Origin of the sequence: Rhodopirellula islandica (assembly GCF_001027925.1) — a bacterium.
Lineage (GTDB): Bacteria > Planctomycetota > Planctomycetia > Pirellulales > Pirellulaceae > Rhodopirellula > Rhodopirellula islandica.
Window position 1 is genome coordinate 138,167 of record NZ_LECT01000001.1, and the last position, 21,225, is coordinate 159,391.

General features: G+C 57.7%; 15 protein-coding genes. 8 read left to right on the forward strand and 7 right to left on the reverse strand.

The features are described 5' to 3' along the window. Positions 1–174: 174 nt before the first annotated feature. Positions 175–2,031, forward strand: a complete 1,857-nt coding sequence (locus RISK_RS00360; protein WP_047812308.1) for a TolC family protein — start codon at positions 175–177, stop codon at positions 2,029–2,031. A gap of 297 nt (positions 2,032–2,328) precedes the next feature. Here RISK_RS00360 and prmC read toward each other — a convergent pair whose 3' ends face one another. Genes prmC through rpmE form a run of 3 tightly spaced genes read right to left on the reverse strand, consistent with a single transcriptional unit; the run spans position 2,329 to position 4,546 of the window. Continuing rightward, a complete protein-coding gene (gene prmC / locus RISK_RS00365) occupies positions 2,329–3,219 on the reverse strand; it encodes a peptide chain release factor N(5)-glutamine methyltransferase (RefSeq protein WP_047812263.1) in 891 nt (296 codons plus the stop codon). A 5-nt stretch (positions 3,220–3,224) separates the two neighbouring features. Next, positions 3,225–4,307 (reverse strand): peptide chain release factor 1, encoded by a 1,083-nt coding sequence (gene prfA, locus RISK_RS00370; protein ID WP_047812264.1) that lies wholly within the window; start codon positions 4,305–4,307, stop codon positions 3,225–3,227. Further along, on the reverse strand, positions 4,304–4,546 hold the full coding sequence (gene rpmE, locus RISK_RS00375) for a 50S ribosomal protein L31 (RefSeq protein WP_047812309.1): 243 nt from the start codon (positions 4,544–4,546) through the stop codon (positions 4,304–4,306). Before rpmE ends, prfA begins: the two co-directional genes overlap by 4 nt. Before the next feature lie 453 nt (positions 4,547–4,999). On the opposite strand from rpmE, the gene RISK_RS00380 reads away from it, so the two are divergent. From RISK_RS00380 to RISK_RS00390, 3 genes are all read left to right on the forward strand, one after another. Then, positions 5,000–6,052 (forward strand): DUF1559 domain-containing protein, encoded by a 1,053-nt coding sequence (locus RISK_RS00380; RefSeq protein ID WP_047812265.1) that lies wholly within the window; start codon positions 5,000–5,002, stop codon positions 6,050–6,052. 523 nt (positions 6,053–6,575) lie between these two features. Continuing rightward, entirely contained in the window at positions 6,576–8,666 is a 2,091-nt protein-coding gene (gene glgX, locus RISK_RS00385) for a glycogen debranching protein GlgX (RefSeq protein WP_047812310.1), read from the forward strand. Positions 8,667–9,066: 400 nt separating this feature from the next. After that, positions 9,067–12,177, forward strand: a complete 3,111-nt coding sequence (locus RISK_RS00390; RefSeq protein ID WP_236695906.1) for a CRTAC1 family protein — start codon at positions 9,067–9,069, stop codon at positions 12,175–12,177. A 120-nt stretch (positions 12,178–12,297) separates the two neighbouring features. Here RISK_RS00390 and ispH read toward each other — a convergent pair whose 3' ends face one another. Continuing rightward, the gene (ispH, locus tag RISK_RS00395; protein ID WP_047812266.1) at positions 12,298–13,248 is read right to left on the reverse strand and encodes a 4-hydroxy-3-methylbut-2-enyl diphosphate reductase; all 951 of its coding nucleotides are present in this window, start codon (positions 13,246–13,248) and stop codon (positions 12,298–12,300) included. A gap of 129 nt (positions 13,249–13,377) precedes the next feature. Here ispH and hpnC point away from each other — a divergent pair, with 129 nt between their 5' ends. The 4 genes from hpnC (at position 13,378) to RISK_RS00415 (ending at position 19,521) form a co-directional block, all read left to right on the forward strand. After that, a complete protein-coding gene (hpnC, locus tag RISK_RS00400; protein ID WP_236695907.1) occupies positions 13,378–14,439 on the forward strand; it encodes a squalene synthase HpnC in 1,062 nt (353 codons plus the stop codon). Further along, positions 14,436–15,449: a phytoene/squalene synthase family protein gene (locus RISK_RS00405; RefSeq protein WP_047812267.1), complete on the forward strand. Its 1,014-nt coding sequence runs from the start codon at positions 14,436–14,438 to the stop codon at positions 15,447–15,449. The genes hpnC and RISK_RS00405 overlap by 4 nt, the downstream gene beginning before the upstream one ends. After that, complete coding sequence (gene hpnE, locus RISK_RS00410) at positions 15,446–16,900, forward strand: hydroxysqualene dehydroxylase HpnE (protein ID WP_047812268.1); 1,455 nt, start codon at positions 15,446–15,448, stop codon at positions 16,898–16,900. The genes RISK_RS00405 and hpnE overlap by 4 nt, the downstream gene beginning before the upstream one ends. Before the next feature lie 107 nt (positions 16,901–17,007). Beyond that, complete coding sequence (locus RISK_RS00415) at positions 17,008–19,521, forward strand: FAD-dependent oxidoreductase (protein ID WP_047812269.1); 2,514 nt, start codon at positions 17,008–17,010, stop codon at positions 19,519–19,521. Here the strand turns inward: RISK_RS00415 and fliO are convergent. From fliO to RISK_RS00430, 3 genes are read right to left on the reverse strand one after another with little or no spacing between them, the layout of a single operon-like run. Further along, positions 19,490–20,224, reverse strand: a complete 735-nt coding sequence (fliO, locus tag RISK_RS00420) for a flagellar biosynthetic protein FliO (protein ID WP_063838421.1) — start codon at positions 20,222–20,224, stop codon at positions 19,490–19,492. The two genes, RISK_RS00415 and fliO, sit on opposite strands and share 32 nt — an antisense overlap. Beyond that, positions 20,221–20,646: a flagellar motor switch protein FliN gene (fliN, locus tag RISK_RS00425; RefSeq protein WP_047812270.1), complete on the reverse strand. Its 426-nt coding sequence runs from the start codon at positions 20,644–20,646 to the stop codon at positions 20,221–20,223. The genes fliO and fliN overlap by 4 nt, the downstream gene beginning before the upstream one ends. A gap of 16 nt (positions 20,647–20,662) precedes the next feature. Next, a complete protein-coding gene (locus RISK_RS00430; protein ID WP_047812271.1) occupies positions 20,663–21,220 on the reverse strand; it encodes a dihydrolipoamide acetyltransferase in 558 nt (185 codons plus the stop codon). Positions 21,221–21,225 lie beyond the last annotated feature (5 nt).

Sequence of the window (21,225 nt, forward strand, 5' to 3'; positions counted from 1 at the left end):
GCCTGGGGAAACATTCGCTGCTCCAATTGATTGAGATTCGCTCAATCCCGATGCACTGATCAGTCGAAGAATCCGGATAGTGCCAGTTGCATGAGTATTGCTGCTTGCGCACTGATTCAGTGGACACATCGAGAGGGATACGTGACCAGAAGTCGGCCCAAAGCAGGTCGTGCGATGATTCGGTGGGCTTTGGCTCCTCGAGCTCGGCGGATTTTCTGCGCCGGTTGGATGATCATGGCGATCGCACCGGGATTGGGCTCGCTGGGGTGCCGTGCATCGCGGGCACTGCCAGAAACGGTTGGCAACCGCACCGCTCACGTCGATCGGATCATGGCTCGCGTGGACGCCGGGGCACCGCCTGAGACGCTCACGACTCCCGTCATCGCACCGCTGACATTGCGAGATCCCGAGGCATTGGCCAAAGCGGATTATCGCGACCTGACGCTGCAGCAGACGCTCAATCAAGCGATGAGCAACAGCGAGGTTCTGCGAGACTTGAATGCAACGGTGTTGCGTGCCCCCGAGACGGTCACGACGGATGAGAGCCCCGGACTGGTTCAAACGGACCCACAATTGGGAATGGAAGCCGCACTCTCGGCGTTCGATGCCCAGCTCACCGCCGTGGGGACATGGCAGAACAACGACCGCCGGTTCAACAACCGATTCTTTGGCGGTGGTGCCAATGCGTTCCAGCAAGACTTGCATGACTACGTGTTGCAGTTGTCCAAGCGGACGGCGACGGGGGCGGAGATCAGTCTGCGAAGCATCACCGATTACGATGCCAACAATGCGACGGGCAACTTGACCCCCAGTGCTTGGCAAACGCAATTGCACGCCGAATTGCGGCAACCATTGCTGCAGGGCGGCGGGTTGGCGTTCAACCGAATCGCCGGGCCGGCGGCTTTACCGGGTGTGTACAACGGTGTGTTGATCGCGAAAACGAACAGCGATATCTCCAACGCCCAATTTCGCGAAGACGCGCGCAACTATCTCAGCAACGTCATCAATGCCTACTGGGATTTGTACTTCGCCTACCGCGATGTTGACGCCAAGCAAGAAGCCGTCGCTCGCAGCTTGGAAACGTGGCGGAGCTATGACGCACAGAAGTCATCGAACCGGCGGGGTGGCTCGGCGGAAGCTTTGGCAAGAGAGCAGTACTACCGGTTTGTTTCCGAGCTGCAAGACGCGATTGCGGGCAAGCTGATTCAGCGGACTCAAACCAACAATTCCACCTCCGGCGGCACCTTCGCGGGCGTCACGGGAGTCCAAGCGGCGGAGCGTCGTTTGCGGTTGTTGATTGGTTTGCCGATCGCCGATGGGCAACTGCTGCGACCGGTCGACGAGCCCATGTCAGCTCCGTTGATCTTCGATTCTCAGTCGTTGGCGATTGATGCGTTTCGAATGCGAAGTGAATTGCAACAGCAGCGGCTGCTGGTCAAGCGTCGCGAATTAGAAGTCATCGCGGCGAAGAATTTTCAGTTGCCCACACTGGACTTGGTCACCACGTATCGGCTGCGTGGTCTCGGCAAGGATCTGGCGGGTAGCGATTCCGCGTTCAACGAGCTTGGAACCGGCGACTATCAAGAGTACGAGGCGGGAGTCGAGTTCCGAATGCCGGTTGGTTTCCGACAAGCACACGCCGCGGTGCAGCACGCCAAGATTCAGGTGGCGCGTGAACGGGCGGTGTTGCGAGAGCAGGAGCGGCAGATCACCCATGACTTGATGGCGGTGATCGCAGAGACAGAACGGGCATACGCCCAGATGGAAACCAACCTGAATCGCTACCTCGCTTCGAAGGACGCACTCGACGCTCTCGAGGCCAACCGCAAGGCAGGTTTGCCGATCAGCCTGGAGCAATTGCTCGATGCCCAGCGACGGCTCAACGAGTCACAAACTCGTTATCACTTGGCGATGACCGAGTACATGATCGCGGCCAAAAACGTGTACTTCGAATCCGGCACGCTGCTGGAAAACTGCCACGTCGGAGTCATTGGAGACACGGTCAAAGCGATGCCAGTTGCTTTCGAGTAATCGTCTGGTGGCTGTCAGTTGAGCGGAAGATCTTCGACCTCTCGGGACATCGATTTGATTGCTGGTGTTTTTTGGGTTTCGAGATTCTTTGTTCCCCGGCTCTGCCTGGGAACACACTGTCTTGGAGGCTCCGCCTCCCGATTGTGTCTCAGCAGGCGGAGCCTGCAGTGCATTGCGTTCCCAGGCAGAGCCTGGGAACGAGAAAAAGCCTCGTTTATAAAAACGATGTCCCCGGGGACATCGATCAGCTCGCGTGCATGACCCCGGAGGGGGCAAAGAACCTCAGCCCGAACCGGTTCAGGCTTTTTGCATCGAGAGGATGCGTTCGTGGCCGGCGAGGTCTTTGATCAGGTGGATCTCTTGGTAGCCACCGTTTTGCTCGGCCAGTGTCTTGCAAGCACCCGCGATCATGGGGCTGAGTTCGATGATCAGCTGACCGTCGTCGTTCAGACGCTGGACGGAATCGTTGAGCAACCGGGCGATGATTTCGGTTCCATCGGGACCGGATAGCAACGCACCGCGAGGTTCGAATTCGCGGACGGTGGTTGGGAGTTCGTCGTACTCGGACTGGCTGATGTAAGGTGGGTTGCTGCAGATCACATCGAAGGTTTGGTCGGGTTCCAGCCCATCAAACAAATCACTTTGCAGCAGCGTGACACGATCGGAGAGCTTCAAGTTCTCAACGTTCCACTTCGCGATGTCGAGAGCGGTCAAGCTGATGTCGACGGCGGTGACCTGTGTCTTTGGCAGCGACTTGGCGATCGCGACCGCGATCGCTCCGCTGCCGGTTCCGATGTCCAGCACCGTTGGGCTTGGTCGGTCTGACAGGCGACCTTTGATTTGGTCGATGGCTTCGATGACCAAGTGTTCGGTTTCGGGCCGGGGCACCAACACATTTTCGTCGACGCGAATCGAGATCGAGTAGAACTCGCGGTAGCCGACCAGTTGGGCGACGGGGGCACCTTCACCGCGTCGTCGGACGAGTTCGCGGAAGGCGACGCGTTGTTCTTCTTCCGGGACTTTGTCGAACGCGGTGTACAGTTCGATGCGTTGACAACCCCGCGCGTGAGCGAGCAGGATTTCCGCATCCAATCGCGGGGACTCACTGCCTTTTTTACGGAAGAAGTCGGTCGTCCATTCCAGCAGACGCATGACCGTCCACGGGGTGTCGTTGCTGGTTTCAGCCATAGAGTTCAGTCAATCATGTCGCCGCGGAGTTGATCGCGATCGTATTCGATCAACGCTTCGGTGACAGGATGAAGATCGCCCGCGATGATTTGATCGAGTTTGTAAATCGTGAGGTTGATGCGGTGATCGGTCAACCGATTTTGCGGGAAGTTGTAGGTGCGAATGCGTTGGCTTCGGTCGCCGGAGCCGATCAGTCCCTTGCGAGCTTCGGCTTGCTTGGCCGCTTCTTCTTCTCGCTTCTTTTCGTAGATGCGAGCCTTCAAAACCCGAAGGGCTTTGGCCAGGTTTTTGTGTTGGCTTTTTTCGTCTTGGCATTGCACGACGATGCCAGATTCGTGGTGCGTCAGACGCACGGCCGAATCGGTTTTGTTGACGTGCTGGCCGCCGGGGCCGGAGGCACCGAAGAAGTCTTTGCGGTAGTCGTCTGGTTTCAGATCGATTTCCACGTCTTCGGGTTCGGGCATCACCGCGACGGTGGCGGCGGAGGTGTGCACGCGGCCTTGCGTTTCCGTTTCGGGGACGCGTTGGACGCGGTGCCCGCCGGATTCGTACTGCAGGTCACGGAAGACGTTGTCGCCTTCGAGCGTCAGGGTGATGTCTTTGAAGCCGCCCATTTCGGTCGGGCTGGCGTCCATCACCTCGGTTTTCCAGCCCACCTTTTCGGCGTAGCGGGTGTACATCTCGTACAGGTCACGAGCGAAGAGCGCGGCTTCATCGCCACCGGTGCCGGCGCGGATTTCCATCACGCACCGTGTGCGGTGAGAGTCTTCCCCGCCAACGGTCAGCGACAGCAGATCTTCCCAGATGGTTTCTCGCTCCTTGCGAAGCGTCTCCATCTCGGACTCTGCCATTTCACGTTCTTCCGAATCCTCGGCTTCAGCCACCATCGCCACGCACTGATGGATTTCATCCGTCAGGCGTTTGAAGGATCGATACTGGTTGGCCAACCGGTTCAGTCCACCGTGTTCTCGTGCCGTTGCGCTCATGCGAGCGCCGTCGGAGAGGACGTCCGGGTTGGACATATCGCCTTCGAGTTTCTCGAAGCGAGCCAGTTTTTCCTCGAGGATGTCGCGGATGGACCCGCTCATTTGGTGGCTTTCTTGCCCTTCTTTTGCAGTGATCCGTAGGTGCCAGCAGCAAATTTCTTCTGGAACTTGTCGATCCGACCAGCGGTGTCAACGTATTTCAGTTTGCCGGTGTAGAACGGGTGGCACTCGCTGCAAATGTCGATTTTCAGCTCGGGACGCGTGCTGCGGGTGGTGAAAGTGTTGCCGCAACCGCAGGTGACGGACGTTTCTTGGTAGTTGGGGTGAATGCCGTCTTGCATGACGTTCAAACTCGAGCCAATGAGGGTGTTACGACGGTGGATTTCGACAGAACCGTCGGTCAAGTGAATTCGCTGTCGGTCGAATCCCAGATGTTACGTTAAACCAGGTGGTTTGTTCAAGGGCGAGCCTCCCAAACACGGGACAAATCCCCTGCGTGCAGGTGGATCAATCGGATGCCGTTGATCGAGGGGGATGCGTATTGAGTGTTTTCGCCCCCGAGGGTTTGATAATGCGAGTCGGTCGCATTAGAGTCCCCCTCCTTCGCTTTCAAAAGCTAGCCAGCCAATGAAAAACGCGTCGATGTCCAGCAATCCGAGCACTTTCGAGAGGGAATCCCCTCGAAACATTGGAACTTGCGTTCGTGAGCACTCGTTGGATTGCTCCTTCATCGGTCGTGACTTCTCGCCAGCCATGCTTGTTCTTCATCGAAAACCTGTTTTCGGGACAATCGCATGCGCTCGGTCGCACCTTCGGAACCATCTGGCTTGAATTTGTCTGACTCTGCCTCGCGATCAAGGGCGGGGTTCACGTTGGTGGAACTGTTGGTGGTGATCGCCATCATCGGCGTTTTGGTGGGGCTGTTGTTGCCCGCCGTCCAGGCCGCCCGGGAAGCTGCCCGACGGATGAGCTGTGGCAACAATTTGAAGCAAGTTTCCCTGGCGATTCACAACTACGAGTCAGCCTACAGGAAGTTGCCGCCAGCTTGGACCAATCCGGGGCAAGGTTCGGGGTGGTCGATGCAGGCCCGAATTCTTCCGTTCCTGGAAGAATCCGCTTTGTCGGAAGGAGTCGATTTCAGTCGTGATTACGGCGCGTCCTACCTGACGATCGATGGCGTTCAGGTTCCGACATCCTCGTTCCGGGTGGCTGCCTATCAATGTCCCAGTGATCCGCGAGATGAGCCCCGCCGCGGATCATCCGGCCCTCAGTATTACAAACTGAACTACGCGACCAACGAAGGGGTTTGGTTCGTGCTGGATGAAGCCACCGGTGCGGTGGGCGATGGGATGTTCGTTCCCGGCCGCTACCTTGGTTTTCGCGATTGTTTGGATGGGACCAGCAACACGATGGCGCTTGCCGAAGTCAAAGGCTGGACGCCTTACGCTCGCGACGCGAAACAAACCGGGACGATGACGATGCCGGTGAACACGGACGAGATCTGTGCGTTCGGCGGCGACTTCAAAACCGAAACCGGGCACACGGAATGGATTGATGGCCGTGCCCACCAGGCCAGCGTCACGACCGTGTTTTCACCCAACAAGAAGGTTCTGTGTGAAATTTCGGGGGTGGAGTACGACATCGACTTCACCAACATGCGCGAGGGCAAGTCGCCACCGGCGGGGGTTCGCACCTACGCGGCGGTCACCTCGCGAAGTTACCACCCGGGTGGCGTGCACGTGTCGTTGTTGGATGGCTCGGTTCGTTACATCACCGATTCGGTCGAACTCGAGCTCTGGCAATCGATGTCAACGCGAGCCGGGCATGAAGTGATTCAGCTTCCGTGAACAGGTTGGGATTGCTCAATGGCAAGCCCAGCGTTTCAGGGCGGAATCTGGACCGGTAACTGTTCGCAAGGGAAGAACGAGCGGAGCCCTTGACTGCGGGCCGCCGTGTTCCCACCTCTGGCACTTGGATGCAGGATATCATAGGGGTGTCACACGATTTTAAATTACCTTTGAGGGAGACGTTTGAGAGCGACTGGAATGAATGGTTGTCGGATTCGTCCAATCCTTCTGGATGGGACCGGAATAGTGTTCTGACCTGCACCATACGGTGTGTCGGAACAGCTTGCCTCGATGAATCGATCGATTCGTTTGGTGCAAGGAGTTTCGTCTTGGGGCAGATTTGATCCGAGGTGGTGGGTTTCGCCTGCCGATGCGTGATCGAGTGCTAGGGTTGAGCGGACAACTGGAACAATGCCTGACCGGTTCGTCACGAGTGTGCCCAGCGACTTTTCGCCGAGCACACGATGGTCTCGAAGGACCACGGCAACCAAATCAGGCCAGCGACTCAAGGAGCGATCTCTACATGCTGATGCGACAACCGTGCCCCGATCTTCAGTTCGCCTACTCCCCTCCGTTCGGAGCGACGCTCACGGAGAAGGGAGTGCAGTTTTCGGTCTTCAGCCGTTCCGCAACCGAAATGCGGTTGTTGCTGTACAACAAGGTGACCGATCGCGAACCAGCTCAAGTCATCGACTTTGATCGGGAAACCGATCGCTGGGGGGATGTCTGGAGTTTGCACGTGCCGGGGCTCGAAGCCGGCCAACTTTACCACTTCCAAGCCAGCGGACCGTGGGAACCTGAAAACGGTCACCGGTTCGATTCCACGGCTCGGTTGATCGACCCTTACGCGCAGGCCCTGGCGGGAACCTACCAAAAGCAAACCGATGGCGTTGTGCGTCCACCGAAGTGCGTGGTTGTCGATGGCACGTTTGACTGGGAAGGCGATCGGCACGTCCGACGTGACGTCAGCGAATCCATCATCTACGAAATGCACGTTCGTGGATTCACCAAGAGCAAGACTGCCAAGGTCAAGGCTCCTGGGAGCTACCTGGGCGTGATCGAGAAGATCCCGTATCTGAAATCATTGGGTGTCACCTCGGTGGAGTTGATGCCGGTGCATGAATTCCCCATCCGGGACCCCCAAGGCAAGAAAATTTCGCGGCCGAACTATTGGGGCTATGACCCCATGGCGTTCTTCGCGCCTCACCGTGGTTACGCGCATGACTCGGCGCCCGGTGCTCAGGTCAACGAATTCAAACAAATGGTCAAAGCCCTGCACTCCGCGGGGATCGAAGTCATTCTGGACGTGGTCTTCAACCACACCTGTGAAGGCAACGAACAAGGACCCACGCTGTCGTTCAAGGGACTTGAGAACCAAGTCTATTACATCCTTTCGGAAGGCCAGCACTACTGCAACTACAGCGGTTGTGGCAACACGATCAACGGCAACCACCCCGTTGTTCGCGAGATGATTTTCCATTGCTTGCGACACTGGGTGCACAACTACCACATCGATGGTTTCCGATTCGACCTGGCCAGCATCTTGAGTCGCGACCGGAACGGGAACTTGATTCCCAACCCACCGATGGTGGAACTGATCGCGGAAGATCCCATGTTGGCGGACACGAAGATCATCGCAGAAGCCTGGGATGCAGCCGGTGCCTATCAGGTCGGTAGCTTTGGCAATCACCGCTGGGCGGAATGGAACGGTCGCTACCGCGACGACGTGCGAGGTTTTTGGCGTGGCGATGCGGGAACGCTCGGGCCGATGGCAACTCGTTTGGCCGGTAGCAGCGATCTGTACCAGCATGCCGGGCGTCCCCCGTCTTGCAGTGTGAACTTGGTGACCACGCATGATGGTTTCACCATGAACGATTTGGTTTCGTACAAAGACAAGCACAACGAAGCCAACGGCGAGAACAACAACGACGGCGACAATCACAACATCAGTGACAACTACGGTGTCGAAGGTCCGACGCGCAAAAAGGCGATCGCCACGATTCGCAGTCAGCAAGTCCGCAACATGCTGGCGACGTTGTTGACCAGCCAAGGTGTGCCGATGATCGTCAGTGGCGATGAAGCTCGCCGAACGCAGAAGGGCAACAACAACGCCTATTGCCAAGACACGGACATCTCCTGGTTCGATTGGCGATTGGTTGAAAAAAACGCGGACCTGGTACGGTTCGTCAGCGCATTGATTGAGTTCCGTAAGAACCAACCCACCATTCGTCGCCGGGAATACTTGACCGGGCAACCAGTCGATGGCCGGAAGGTACCGGACGTGTCATGGTACGGGCCGTCGGGGGATCCATTGAACTGGGATCAAGGCGAACTGGCGATGGCGGCGTACATCGCTGCTCCGAGCCGCATCGACGATCCAGAAGGTTTGGGACGCGACGTGATCTTGATGTTCAACAGCACCGGGGATCACCGTGACTTCCACTTCCCAGCGATTGCTCGCGGGACGCAGTGGAATTTGTTTGTCGACACGGCGGCACCATCGCCGGACGACGTTTATCCCAATGTCGACGGGCCGATGCCTCCGAACAACCGGATTGTGGAAGTCGGACGCCACTCGATGCGGATCTACGTTTGCAACGCGGAACCCAAGTAGTCCGGTCACGGACATGATTTGAAATTTGAATCCGCCTTCCTCGTTGCTTCGTCAGGAAGGTGGATCGCACGGCCGCCAGTCGGCCGCTCTTCTCTGGCAATCTATTCAACAGCTTTTCAACGATCCGCGGCGGGAGAAAACCCGTCGCGGATCGCTTCGTTTGTGGCTGGTCGGCTATCATCGTGGCATGCAGCCAACGGTTTTCTTGACGACCTTCTTCGCGGTGAAGCAAACGCCGCTGACGAAACCCCGCTTCCCATTGGGAGATCGTGCAGTGGATCGACGCCGCTTTTCAGCGGGGTTCCGCAGGATGCACCTCCTCCGAAACGAAGTTGGGGGGAGGTCGAGCGACGTCGTTCAGGCGTACGCGAGGGAGGGGGCGAGAGCATGGGATCGCAGCGTGAATTGCCCTCTCCCGGAAATCTCGCTGAACGCGTCGTTTTCCGACCCCTCCCGTTTCACGGGCGGAGTTCTCTGGCGGTGCACGCACAGCACTTCGAAACTGCGCGACCTCTTGGTTGGCTGGTGTTTGGGGGTGCTGTTGCTTGGTGGTTGGATGGGGTGCAAACCGGCACCGACCCAACCAGTTGGTTCGGTCGATGATCCCCCGCCTGCTGTCGGGCAACCGTTGAACCCGCGAGAGCAAGTGGCTCAGCATGTTCAAAGCGGTCGGTTGACGGAAGCCATTGAATCACTGGATGAGTTGATCGCGACGAAACCGTCCGATGGATTGGCACTGGCATCGCAGGCGGCCAGTTTGGCTTACCAAGCAGGCGATCCGGCCGACGCGGTGAAACGACTTCGTGAATTGATTCAGGCTCATCCGCAGAACGTCGAGTTGCGTCGAGATTACGCGGGGTTGCTGGCTCAGCGTGGGTACCGATTTGATGCCAACGAGCAATACCGAGTGCTTGCCGGACGAGTCGCCTTGAGCCCACCGGAATTGATCGGTTTGATCTACCCGCATCGCCCTCAAGTGAACTTCGAATCCAAGCCTGACGTTCAAGACCGGGAAGCGGTGAAACGCAAAGGAGTTTTGAGCGTGGTAGCCGCGCTCCGCAGTCGTGGTGACTTGCAAGAAGCCATCGATGTGTTGGTCACCAGCGACGGAGTCGATGGCAACGATCCAGCCGTCCTGGCAATGCTTGGTTGGCTGTATGCTGCCGCCCAACAAGAAGGCAACTGGATTGATTGGGCGACCAGCAGCGACTCGGTGCGTGTCAGCCGGTACCCCGCTTATTGGCTCGCGTGGGGAACCGCGTTGCGAGATGGAATGCTTGTTCCGGAGGAGCAGGAGTCCTCTGGCCAACTCGGCAATTCAACCGAATTTGCCGTTCGATGTTTCTTGGAGGCCATCCGCCGTGAACCGCACAGTCAAATCGCTTGGGACAGTCTGGCTGCCTCGTTGGATGTCTTGAAAGCGAAAACGGAAGTGGATTCCGATGCGGTGGAACAACGCCCGCTCGAAGAAGCTCGGGAACGTGTCAGCGAGCGATTGTTGCAACTCGATGAGACTCAGTGGTTGGCAAATCAGATCTGGAATTCACAGGCCAGTCCCCTGTCCCGTGAAGAGCAAGCGGAGATGTTCGAACGGTTGACGGGCATGCTGCAAAAACAAGGTTGCCTCGGGGAGGCCCTGAGTTGGCAACTGCTGCTGGCATCGATGCAGCCATCAGGTGATTGGAAAGAGCTTCGACAAACGGTGCAGTCCACGTTGGCGAAGTATCCCAAAGGGATCGACGAAGCGGAGTTGTTGGTGGGATTGGATGTGAATCAATTTGTCGACCAGAGCAATGAGTGGATCACCGCATTGAACCAGCGATCACGGGTTGAGTTGCCTGGGACGGACCCGGGGCCAATGCAGGTGGACGCAGTCAGGGCTCGATTGGTCAATGTTGCCCAGGAATTGGGAATGGATTTCCGGTGGTTCAATGCCACGGATCCGGTGAAGTCGGAGTTCCGATTGCACGAGCCCTTGGGCGGGGGAGTGGCCTGCCTTGATTTTGATGCGGATGGTTGGGTGGATCTGTATTTCAACCAAGCCGCCGGTGAGGCAACCACTCATTTCGGTGCCAAACCCAACGCTTTGTTTCGTCAGTCGGATGGCAAGTTGGTCGACGTGGTGATGCCATCTGGCAGCGATGATCGTCGCTACGGCCACGGGGTCACGTCAGGCGATTGGAACCAGGATGGATGGCCGGATTTGTTGTTGGCGAACTTTGGCGAAAACGTTTGGTTGATCAACCAAGCCGATGGGACGTTTCAAAAACGGCTTGTCTCTGACTTTGATGCGACCTCTCCAGCGGCACCCGATGCGTTCACTCTGTCGGCTGCCATCGCAGATGTGACAGGCGATCATTTGCCAGACCTGATTTCAATTCAGTACATCGATGATCCCGAGGTGTTGAGGCCGATTGAAAGGAAACCTGACGGATCGCCGGTGAAGCTGCCCGGGCCTCTGCACTTTCAGCCCGCTTCCAGTGAGGTATTGGTTTCCGATGGGAAAGGGGCGGGGGAGTCTTTGCCTTTGGGTAACGAAGGTCATGGCCCCAGCACGGGGATGGGATTGATGGTCGCGGACTTGGATTCCCTGCCGGGGAATGAGATCTTTGTTTCCAACGATCAGCGAGCCAATCACCTTTGGTTTCGTGCCCCAGGCGAAGATGGGACGTTGGCATGGGGAGACCAAGCGGCCATTCGCGGTGTCGCGGTTGGTCCGGGAGGCGACATGAACGCGTGCATGGGAATCGCGATGGCGGATTTCAATCGCGATCAGAAATTGGATTTGCACGTCAGCAATTTCTACGACGAATGGGCCAACCACTTTTGCCAAACGAGCGCTGGGATGTTTGTCGATCGCGCCGTCGTGTTTGGTGTGGATCGGTTGACATCACGCATGACGGGGTTTGGAGTGCAGGCGTTGGATTACGACAACAATGGCTGGGAAGATTTGTTGGTCGCCAACGGTCACGTGGAAGACCTCAGGGACCGCGGAACACCGTTTCAGATGAAGACGCAGTTGTTGGTCAATCGAGGCCAGCGATTTGAGGCCGCTGAAATGGACGATCCGAAAGGCGACTGGGAACGAGCTCGCCTGGGCCGCGGCGTGGCAACGTGCGACTTCAACCGCGACGGTCGATTGGACGCCGTGGTCACCTATGTGGACGCTGCTGCGGAACTGCTTCGAAACGAAACCGAGTCCGTTGGCAACTTCCTGCAACTACGGCTGATCGGCACGCAATCCGAACGTGACGCGATCGGGGCTCGGGTCGATGTGAGATCGGGAGAGGAAGTTTGGGCCGGAATGGTCGCGACGGGTGACGGCTACGCCTGCCGCAACGAAGCGATCCTGCACTTCGGATTGGGGGACGTTTCGTCACTGGATTCGATCACCGTGACGTGGCCAACCGGGGAGGTCCAGCGATGGGAAGCGAGCGAGAGCAAGCCCATCGATGTCAATCAACGTTTTTGCATCGTTGAGGGATTGGAGGAACCGTTCGAAGATCAGTGATCGAGAACTCGACCGCTTCGATTTCGCTCGTTGAGTTTATCGGAGCGAAATGTGGCATCGGCTTCCAGCCTGTGGGGTGATCCATCACAGGCTGGAAGCCGATGCGACTGATTCAGACAATCATTTTGCGGCGGCTTGTTCAGCAGCGAAAGCCCGCAGGGGTTTGGGCAGCGGGAATTGAACGTCTTCTTCTCGGACGACTTGCGTGTCCACGACGGCGTCGAAGTGGTTCTGCAACCATTCGATCGTGGATTGAACCACCGATTCGGGAGCGCTTGCACCGGCGGTGATCAGCACGTTGTCCTCGTTGGAAAACTGATCCACGGCCAGATCTTGTGGGCCGTCGACCAGCATCGCACGTTTGCCTTGTTCCGCCGCCAGTTCGCGCAGTCGTTGACTGTTGCTGCTGTTTTGGCTGCCGAGGACAACGACCACGTTGGCATCTTCACGCAGCAGTTTGACGGCTTCCTGTCGGTTCTGGGTCGCGTAGCAGATGTCGTCTTTGGGTGGCGAGTGAATCTCTGGGAAACGCTCGCGAAGACGGCGAATGACTCGCCCGGCATCATCGACTGACAGAGTCGTTTGGGTGAGGTAGGCCAGTTGGGTGTCAGGTTCAAATTCCAAGCGATCGACATCGGCTTCGTCTTCGACCAACACGATCGCTTCGGGAGCTTCGCCCATGGTCCCGAGCACTTCGTCGTGACCTTCGTGCCCGATCAAGATGATTGTGTAACCCGCCTTGGCGTACTTGATCGCTTCCAGGTGAACCTTGGTGACCAACGGGCAGGTCGCATCGAGGGCGTGCAGTTTGCGGGCCTGCGCGGCCTTGCGGATTTCGGGCGAAACACCGTGAGCGGAGAACAGCAGCACGCCCCCTTCCGGAACTTCTTCGATGGTGTCGACGAAGACGGCCCCTTTTTCAAGGAAAGTCTTGACCACGAACTGGTTGTGGACGATCTCGTGGTAGACATAGACCGGTGGGCCGAATTTCTGCAGCGTCAGATCCAGTGAATCAATTGCCATGTTGACTCCAGCGCAGAAGCCTCGGGGAGCCGCCAAAATGATTTTCATGGGAGTTGGATTTCTGAGTTTGCTGGGGGGCGTCAACCATTGGACGCCGGCCGTGTTTGTTCTGGGGAGTTGGTCATCGGCTAGAATAACCGCAGAAGCCCCAAAACGTCCAACGGCTCGATTCCCGCTTTGTCCACTGACCCGCGTGGTCGACTCCAATCAGGTAAGTCCTTGCCCTCTGTCAGCACCTTCGGCCGCAACCAGGAATCTTCCCCGGGAGAAGACCGCGCCGAGCGAACTGCTAGCAAAATCATTCTAGGAGAAGATGGACAGGGCTGTTTTCGAGATGCACTGTCCGAATCGCGTGCCGAGTGCCGAGCCATCGCCCGGGCCAGCCGCGAAAATTTTCTAGTGGCGACGTGTTTGTTGCCGCGAGTCTTTCGCCAGCCCTTTTACGATTTGTACGCTTTTTGTCGCACCGCCGATGATCGGGCCGATGAATCCGGGACGCCTGAAAAAGCCTTGGCGGCCCTGCGGGAGTATCGCCAGGCCGTCGCTGACATGTACTCCGTCGAGGAAGACGGGGGGCAGAACGAAGGCATCTTCGTTGCGCTCGCCGACACGGTGCATCGGTATTCCATTCCGCGACAACTGCTGGACGATTTGCTCGATGCATTCACTCAAGATCAAACCACGAACCGCTACGAGGACGAGGAGCAGTTGCTCGACTATTGTCGGCGATCGGCCAATCCGGTTGGGCGGATGATCCTGCGGTTGGCGGACGCGGACACGGAAGAAAACGGATTGGCATCCGATGAGATCTGCACGGCACTGCAATTGGTGAATTTTTGGCAGGACGTTTCGCGGGATCGGTTGATGGGGCGGGTTTACATTCCGGAATCGATCATGCAGCGGTTTGGGTTTGACGGAAGCGAGATTCGCGGCGGTCTGGCACCAGGGCAGTCGACTCCGGTGGCGATTCGTGAGGCGATCCAGTTTCTGTGCCAGCAAACACGTACGAGGTTCCATCGAGGCCTGCCGCTCGTTGATCGCGTGCCGACCTGGCTGAGTGCGGATTTGCGATTGTTTGCCGAAGGTGGCTTGGCAACCATCGATGCCATCGAATCCATTGAATTCGACATTTTGCGGGTCCGGCCTGTCGTCCGACGCTCAACCCAAATGCGGTTGCTCGGACGTGCGATGTGGCTGCGTTGTTGGTCCGGACGTGCCCGCACGGGAGCAACACGATGACAGCCGAATTCAAACAGTTGGTGTCCAGCTACGCTGCCGTGCGACGGATTTCACGTCAATCGGGAAGCAGTTTCTATCGTTCGTTTTGGTTGTTGCCACGGCAGAAACGCGACGCCATGTCGGCTTTGTATGCCTTCGCGCGTGTGACGGATGATTTGGGCGATTGCGACGAGCCGATGGCTTTGCGACGGAGTTGGCTGCAATGGTGGCGGCAAACCACCGCGATGAATTTGATCGGTCAGGGGAACCAACCGGTTCGATTGGCGGATGGCCTTGAGAACCTCTCTCCGAATGCGTCAGTGGATTTGGTTCGGCATGCGACCGACATCATGCCCGCGCTTCGTCACGCTGCGAATCGATATGAGATTCCATCTCGCTACCTGCTGGAAATCATCGATGGCGTGATGGCAGACCAGCAGAAAAACCGGTTTGATACTTTCGAGCAGTTGGAACACTACTGTTACTTGGTTGCGTCTGCGGTGGGGATCGCGTGTCTGCACATTTGGGGATTTCGATCGCCTTTGCCGATGCAAGCGGCGGTCGACTGCGGGTTGGCCTTTCAGCTGACCAACATTCTGCGAGACGTCAGCGAAGATGCCGCTCGCGGGAGGATCTATCTGCCTCGCCAGCATTACGAGCAGCATGGTTTGGAAGAAGACGATTTATTGCATCCACGCCGAGACGCTCGGTTGCGTTGCTTGTTGCTGGATGAAACACGCCGCGCGGCAGAGTTGTTTGAGTCGGGATGGCGTGTGTGGGATTCGTTGCACGAGGATGGCCGTCCGATGTTCAGCATGATGTGGCGAACCTATCGAAAGTTGTTGCAGCGAATCATGGACGATCCCGACGCTGTTGTTTCGCGAAGGGTTTCGTTGGGGATGCGAGACCGGATCGGGATCGTGTCCAACCACTTTGTTGGCCCGCTGTACCGACGACTTCCTGTTCCGCCGTTGGAGTTGACGACTGGGGAAGGCCGCCGTGTGTCGACGCATGGCAATGACCCGGCATGACAAAACACGTGGTTGTGATCGGAGGCGGAATCGCTGGGCTGTCAGCTGCCGAAGCGCTTTCTCGCACGCAAGCATTTGGGCGTGGTGAGTTGCAGGTCGAGTTGTTGGATTCACGCCACCAAACCGGTGGCCGTGCGGGCTCGTTCGTGGAACCCACCACGGGACAGACGGTGGATTATTGCCAGCACGTTGCGATGGGGTGCTGCACGACGTTGCTGGACTTGCTTCAACGCCTGGAGTTGTTGTCGCAATTTCAACGGTACGAAGAACTGACGTTCTATCATCCTCAGCATGGGTTCAGTCGTTTTCGTCCGAGTCCTTGGTTGCCACCGCCGTTGCACTTGGCATCCAGCTTGTCATCGCTCAAGCATTTGACAGGCAGCAACCGACGGCAGATTCGTTCGGCTTTGTGGCGTCTGATGCGGATCCAAGAGAGCGATTTGATCGATGTCACGGCACTGGAATGGTTGCAAGCCAACGGTCAAAGCGAAGACACCCGAACGAAGTTTTGGGATGTGATTTTGGTCAGTGCCTTGGGGGATGTGCCGCAGCGAGTGTCGATGGCTGCGGCCCGAAAAGTGATGATCGACGGATTCGCGGGTGCGAGGAATGCAAGTGACGTTTGGGTGCCCAAACGTCCGTTGTCTGAGATCTTTGGGGAATCGTTTCGAGAGCCTTTGTCGCGACGCGGAGTTCGGTTTGAACTTGGAGACGCAGTCCGTGGTATGCGTTGGGACGAGGGGAGTGAGCGTTGGATCATCGAGCGTTCAAGCGGTGAATCTCGGACTGCGGATCATGTCGTCGTGGCGACGCCCTGGCATGTCAGTCGTCGCTGGTTTCCTGACTTGTGGGGGAAGCAGGCGGGGCTGACTCCTTCGGAAAAGGAGGATTGGGAGTTGCCGTTTGCGTCGTCACCGATCACGGGCATTCATCTCTGGCTGGATCGTTCCCTGACTCCTCTGCCTCACGTGGTGATGGTGGGAACGTTGGCGCAGTGGTTCTTTCAGGAACCGATCGAGCAGGCCGAGCAATCCTCCCGTGCCGAAGGGGTTTACCATCAAGTGGTCATCAGCGGACGACACGCGGGGAGTGATTGGCCCAAAGAGAAGTTGGTCGCCGAAGTGGTGCGTGAGTTGTCACAGGCGTTCCCCGAATCAGGGACGCCTCAGATTCGGAAGAGCCGCGTTGTGACGGACCCGCACGCTGTATTTTGTGTCAGCCCGACGACTCAGGGGTGTCGTCCTGAATCAAAAACGTCGCGTCCGGGGCTTCATTTGGCTGGGGACGCGGTCGCCACGGGATGGCCAGCGACGATGGAGGGAGCCGCCATCAGTGGTCAAATGGCGGCGAAGTCAGTGGTTGAGTCACTGGGACAACAAGTTGAAAATGAGGGGATCGAAGTTCCCGTTGGACTGAAGCGAGGTTGGCTGGCTCGCCGATTGATTCGGTAGCGGGTGAACCCAGACGCAAGGGCTCGCGTGCAAGTGTCACTTGCCACCGTTTGCCGTGTACCTACGGTAATGAGTCAAAGGATCTTTTCTCACGGGAGTGAATCATTTTGGATCGTCGGATCCCCGCATCATTGGCCGAGCGTCGACGCTGGGTCGTTGCACCTGACCAGACGGATCATCCGCCGGGTGAGATGGTTCTGTACTGGATGCACAACGCTGTCCGGGGGCATGAAAATCCTGCCTTGGACGCAGCGATGTGGTTGGCGCACGAAAATGGTTTGCCGCTGCTGGTCTATCACGGGCTCTCGGAAAAGTACCCCTACGCATCGGATCGGCATCATGCGTTCATCCTGCAGGGAGCACGCGATGTTCAGCGAGAGCTGGAAGCGAAGGGAATCACTTACGCGTTTCATCTGGAACGTCAGGGGCATCGTGGTCCGCACCTGAGGGATTTATGTCGCCGGGCGGCGGTGTTGGTCAGCGAGGAAATGCCCGTTGCGCCCATTGCATGTTGGGTCGAGCGATTGCGAAGTCTCGTGACGACGCCGATCATGTTGGTTGACACGACCTGTGTTGTGCCGTCTTTGTCGATTCCAACCGTTCCAACGCGAGCCTTTGAGTTTCGGAGTCTCATCCAGGATGCGTTGGCGGATCGATTGGAGCGTCCCTATGAAGAGTTGCCCGCCGACGTTCAACCGGCTGAGTTCACCGGGCCGCTTGGATTTGAATCGATCGATCTGCAGGACGTTCAATTGGCGGACTTGATCAGTCGGTGCAAGATTGATCATTCGGTTGGCCCCGTCGCGGACACTCCCGGTGGAACGCGCGCAGGTTATGCTCGTTGGGATCGTTTCCGGGAGACATCGTTGAGCAAGTATTCGGAGCGACGAAATGATGCGGACGATCCGTTGGGTGTCAGTCGTCTGAGTGGTCACCTGCACTATGGGATGGTCAGTCCATTTCGAATCGCTCGCGAAGCCGCTGCGTTGGGAGCGGGGAAATACGTCGATGAATTGGTGGTTTGGCGGGAGATGGTGTTTCGGTTTTGCCTGGAGCACGTGGAGGACCTCGACACCATGGCGGCTCTTCCTCAATGGGCTCGTGAATCGTTGGTCGAGCACGCCGACGATCCACGGGAGGAAGTCCTGGATTGGGAATCACTCGCACGTGGGAAGTCCTCGCAGTCGCTTTGGAATTTGGCTCAGCAGAGTTTGTTGCAGCACGGCGAACTGCACAACAATTTGCGGATGACATGGGGAAAAGCGTTTTTGGCCATGACGTCGAAACCCTGTCAGGCACTGGCTCAGTGCATCGACCTGAACCATCGGTATGCAATCGATGGCAGAAGCCCGATCAGCTACAGCGGTATCCTGTGGTGCTTTGGCCAGTTTGATCGTCCTTTCAAGCCTGAGCAGCCGGTCTATGGGACGGTTCGTTCGCGGTCCGTTGATCAGCACGAGCGTCGCCTTGACGTGCCTCGGTTTGCTCAGTGGGTCAATCGCCCGATTGCCGCCACGCTGCCTCGCGTTGCGATTGTGGGAGCGGGACTGGGAGGCTTGACCGCAGCACGCACGCTTTCCGACCACGGTCTGGAGGTGCACGTCTTTGAGAAATCGCGGGGAGTCGGAGGGCGGATGGCGACGCGACGCGGCGAATCAGGAGTGGGCTTCGATCACGGTGCTCAGTACTTCACGGTTCGCGATGATCGGTTCGCGAGGTATGTGCGAAGCTGGATCAGCCAAGGCTTGGTCGCTCCCTGGATGCAGCCGATTGTGGAGTTGCAACCGGGAGGCCAGGTGGGGAAGGAAAAGTGCGGGACGCCTCGTTATGTCGGTGTCCCTGGCATGAACGCCATTGCCAAGCATTTGGCAGCGGACGTCAATGTCCATTTGCAAACCACCGTGGAGTCACTCAAGCGGGTGGGCGAACGGTGGCAGCTGAAGGTTGCAGACCCAAGTGGTTTGTCACCGGACGATTCTTTGAAAGGCGAGTGGAACAACGAATTTGATTGCGTGATCGTCAATTGCCCGCCGGAGCAAGCTGCCTCCTTGTTGGCTGGTCACTCCGGGATTGCTGCCACCGCTCGGCAGGTTGAGATGTTGCCCTGTTGGTCCGTGATGGTCCGCGGGGAAGGCTTGCCGGAGCTTGGTTTTTCAGGTGCCTTCATCAACGAGGGGCCGCTGTCCTGGATCGCTCGCAACGATGAAAAGCCGGGGCGGGGTGCCGAGGACGGATCTGCCAGTGCGTGGGTTATGCACGCTTCGGCGGATTGGTCGCAGCAGCACTTGGAGCAGTCGCCCGAGTGGGTGGGCTCGCAGTTGCTCGCTGCAATGCAGGAAGCGACGGGGCACCGATTCGCTCGCGTGGTTGAGTGCCAAGCTCATCGTTGGCGCTATGCCAATCCTGTGTCGCCTTTGGAGACGGATTGCCTTTGGGACGCGACCACAGGGCTGGGAGCATGCGGTGACTGGTGTGGCGGTCCGCGAATCGAAGGCGCCTTCCTCAGTGGGATGGCGATGGCAGGGGCGGTGTTGCGTCAGGCAACGATCGACCGTGCGGCTGCATCTCCAGGCAAGTTGGTTGATGCGACTACGCCGAAGCGAACAGCCGACGCGGTTTAGACGGCGGCGTGGAAGCCGCGGGGCGTTCGACAAACCCGGAGGCCACCGGCTCACTTTCGATTTGACGCATGGTTTGTTCGAAGACGGCTCGGGCTTCGGCTGAGCAGCTGGCGATCAACTCACGGACTTCGTCGGGATCGGTGACTTCGGAGATCGGTGTGACGCCGGACGATGTTTGGCTGAGCACCAGCACGCGGCGACCGCATTTGACCAGCAAGAGTTTGGTGCGTGGGTCGAGCATCACGTGCCCGAGTGGACTGAGAGTGGATGCGGAGAGCGGTTTGGAAACGGCAGAGCCACCCCCGAATCGACGACTGACCCAAACAAGGCCACAGAACAAAGCCAACACGATGGCGAGGCTGGATCCCACCGTGACCAGTGGAGCGATGTTCTTGGACCGAGAGGATTCGCCATCGGGCGAGAGTTCCAGGCCCGAGGTTTTGCTTTCTGAGGGCAGTTGGTAGGCGGATGCGTCTTGGTTGTCTGCCTGCATCGAGAGAGCAGGGAAACCGCGTCCGATGACTTTGGGCGGTTCCGGAGAAACGCTGTGAGAGGGCAGGGTGTCCGCACTGTAGGCGGCTTCTGTGCCGTAGGAGGTGTCTGAACTGTAGTTTCGATCCGCGGCTGTGATTTCGCCAGCACCAAGGCAGGTGATGAGAGCGAAGGGGATGATGTTGGCAGGGGCAATGATGCGATTCATCATGAGCTTGCTCCGATCAATTCGGTCACACGAACGCAGAAGTTGTCATTCATGACCAACACTTCGCCGCGGGCAATCATGCGGCCGTTGACGTAGATGTCGACGGGGTCGCCGGCCAGTTTGTCGAGCGCGACAACGCTGCCGGCACGCAGGCGGAGGACTTCTTCGAGTCGCATCTGCGTGCGTCCCAGTTCGATTCGGAGGTCCATTTCCACTTCGCCGAGCAAGTCGACATCGTGGGCGGCTTCGCCGAGAGAGTTGGGCGAGAGATCGCCTAAAGCGAACGGTCGAGGGACATCCCGTTGATCGCTCTCTTTGTCGCCTGTGGCGGCTGCGAGAGACTGGGATGCTTCATTGAGCAACGCCTCAATATCATCTGTATTGAGTTGTTCGCTGGATTCCGTTTGATTCTCCGTCTCGCTCACGATCGTCCACTCCGTGTCACTCCTCGATGAGCTGGTATTCGTGAAACCCGACTCCCAGCAGTAAATCTTCGTCCAGAAGATGATTACATGTCGTCAAAATTCGACGCTGCAACAAGCCCAATTGGTTGTCTTGCAGTTCAGGAAGTTCGCTATTTCGGATTTTCATTCGAATCGCGTGCCGAAGACGCCCGTTTTTCGCGGTGAACTCCTTCGTCATCTTTTCGCGGTTTTTCTTCCGAATCAAACCGTAGAGCCTCAGTTCGACTCGAAAAGAACGCTCGGTTTCGATCGGGCTGAAGGTCTCGCCGAACGTTCCCAGATCAAATTCGATCTCTCGATTTTCATCGGATTGCTCTTCTTCGGCCTTCTCGGCGCCTTCTTGGACGGATTGGATCAACTCGGCTTCCGCCAAGGCGCTGACCTGTTCCGCACTGGGGACCAGGAAGAAGAACATTCCCGTTTCGAGGACGACCACCATTCCCACGAACAACACAATCAGGCTGGTGTTGCTGCGCGGTTTGGCCGGAGCGTCATCGAGTTCCGGTTTGTCTTCGTTTTTGTTTTCTTCGGCCATCGGAT

Bases quoted from the DNA above. Each gene is read 5' to 3' on its own strand.
- hpnE (WP_047812268.1), top strand. From the start codon at position 15,446: ATGACAAAACACGTGGTTGTGATCGGAGGCGGAATCGCTGGGCTGTCA.
- fliO (WP_063838421.1), bottom strand. From the start codon at position 20,224: ATGATGAATCGCATCATTGCCCCTGCCAACATCATCCCCTTCGCTCTC.
- RISK_RS00405 (WP_047812267.1), top strand. From the start codon at position 14,436: ATGACAGCCGAATTCAAACAGTTGGTGTCCAGCTACGCTGCCGTGCGA.
- RISK_RS00360 (WP_047812308.1), top strand. From the start codon at position 175: ATGATTCGGTGGGCTTTGGCTCCTCGAGCTCGGCGGATTTTCTGCGCC.
- glgX (WP_047812310.1), top strand. From the start codon at position 6,576: ATGCTGATGCGACAACCGTGCCCCGATCTTCAGTTCGCCTACTCCCCT.
- ispH (WP_047812266.1), bottom strand. From the start codon at position 13,248: ATGAAAATCATTTTGGCGGCTCCCCGAGGCTTCTGCGCTGGAGTCAAC.
- rpmE (WP_047812309.1), bottom strand. From the start codon at position 4,546: ATGCAAGACGGCATTCACCCCAACTACCAAGAAACGTCCGTCACCTGC.
- RISK_RS00430 (WP_047812271.1), bottom strand. From the start codon at position 21,220: ATGGCCGAAGAAAACAAAAACGAAGACAAACCGGAACTCGATGACGCT.
- RISK_RS00380 (WP_047812265.1), top strand. From the start codon at position 5,000: ATGCGCTCGGTCGCACCTTCGGAACCATCTGGCTTGAATTTGTCTGAC.
- prfA (WP_047812264.1), bottom strand. From the start codon at position 4,307: ATGAGCGGGTCCATCCGCGACATCCTCGAGGAAAAACTGGCTCGCTTC.
- prmC (WP_047812263.1), bottom strand. From the start codon at position 3,219: ATGGCTGAAACCAGCAACGACACCCCGTGGACGGTCATGCGTCTGCTG.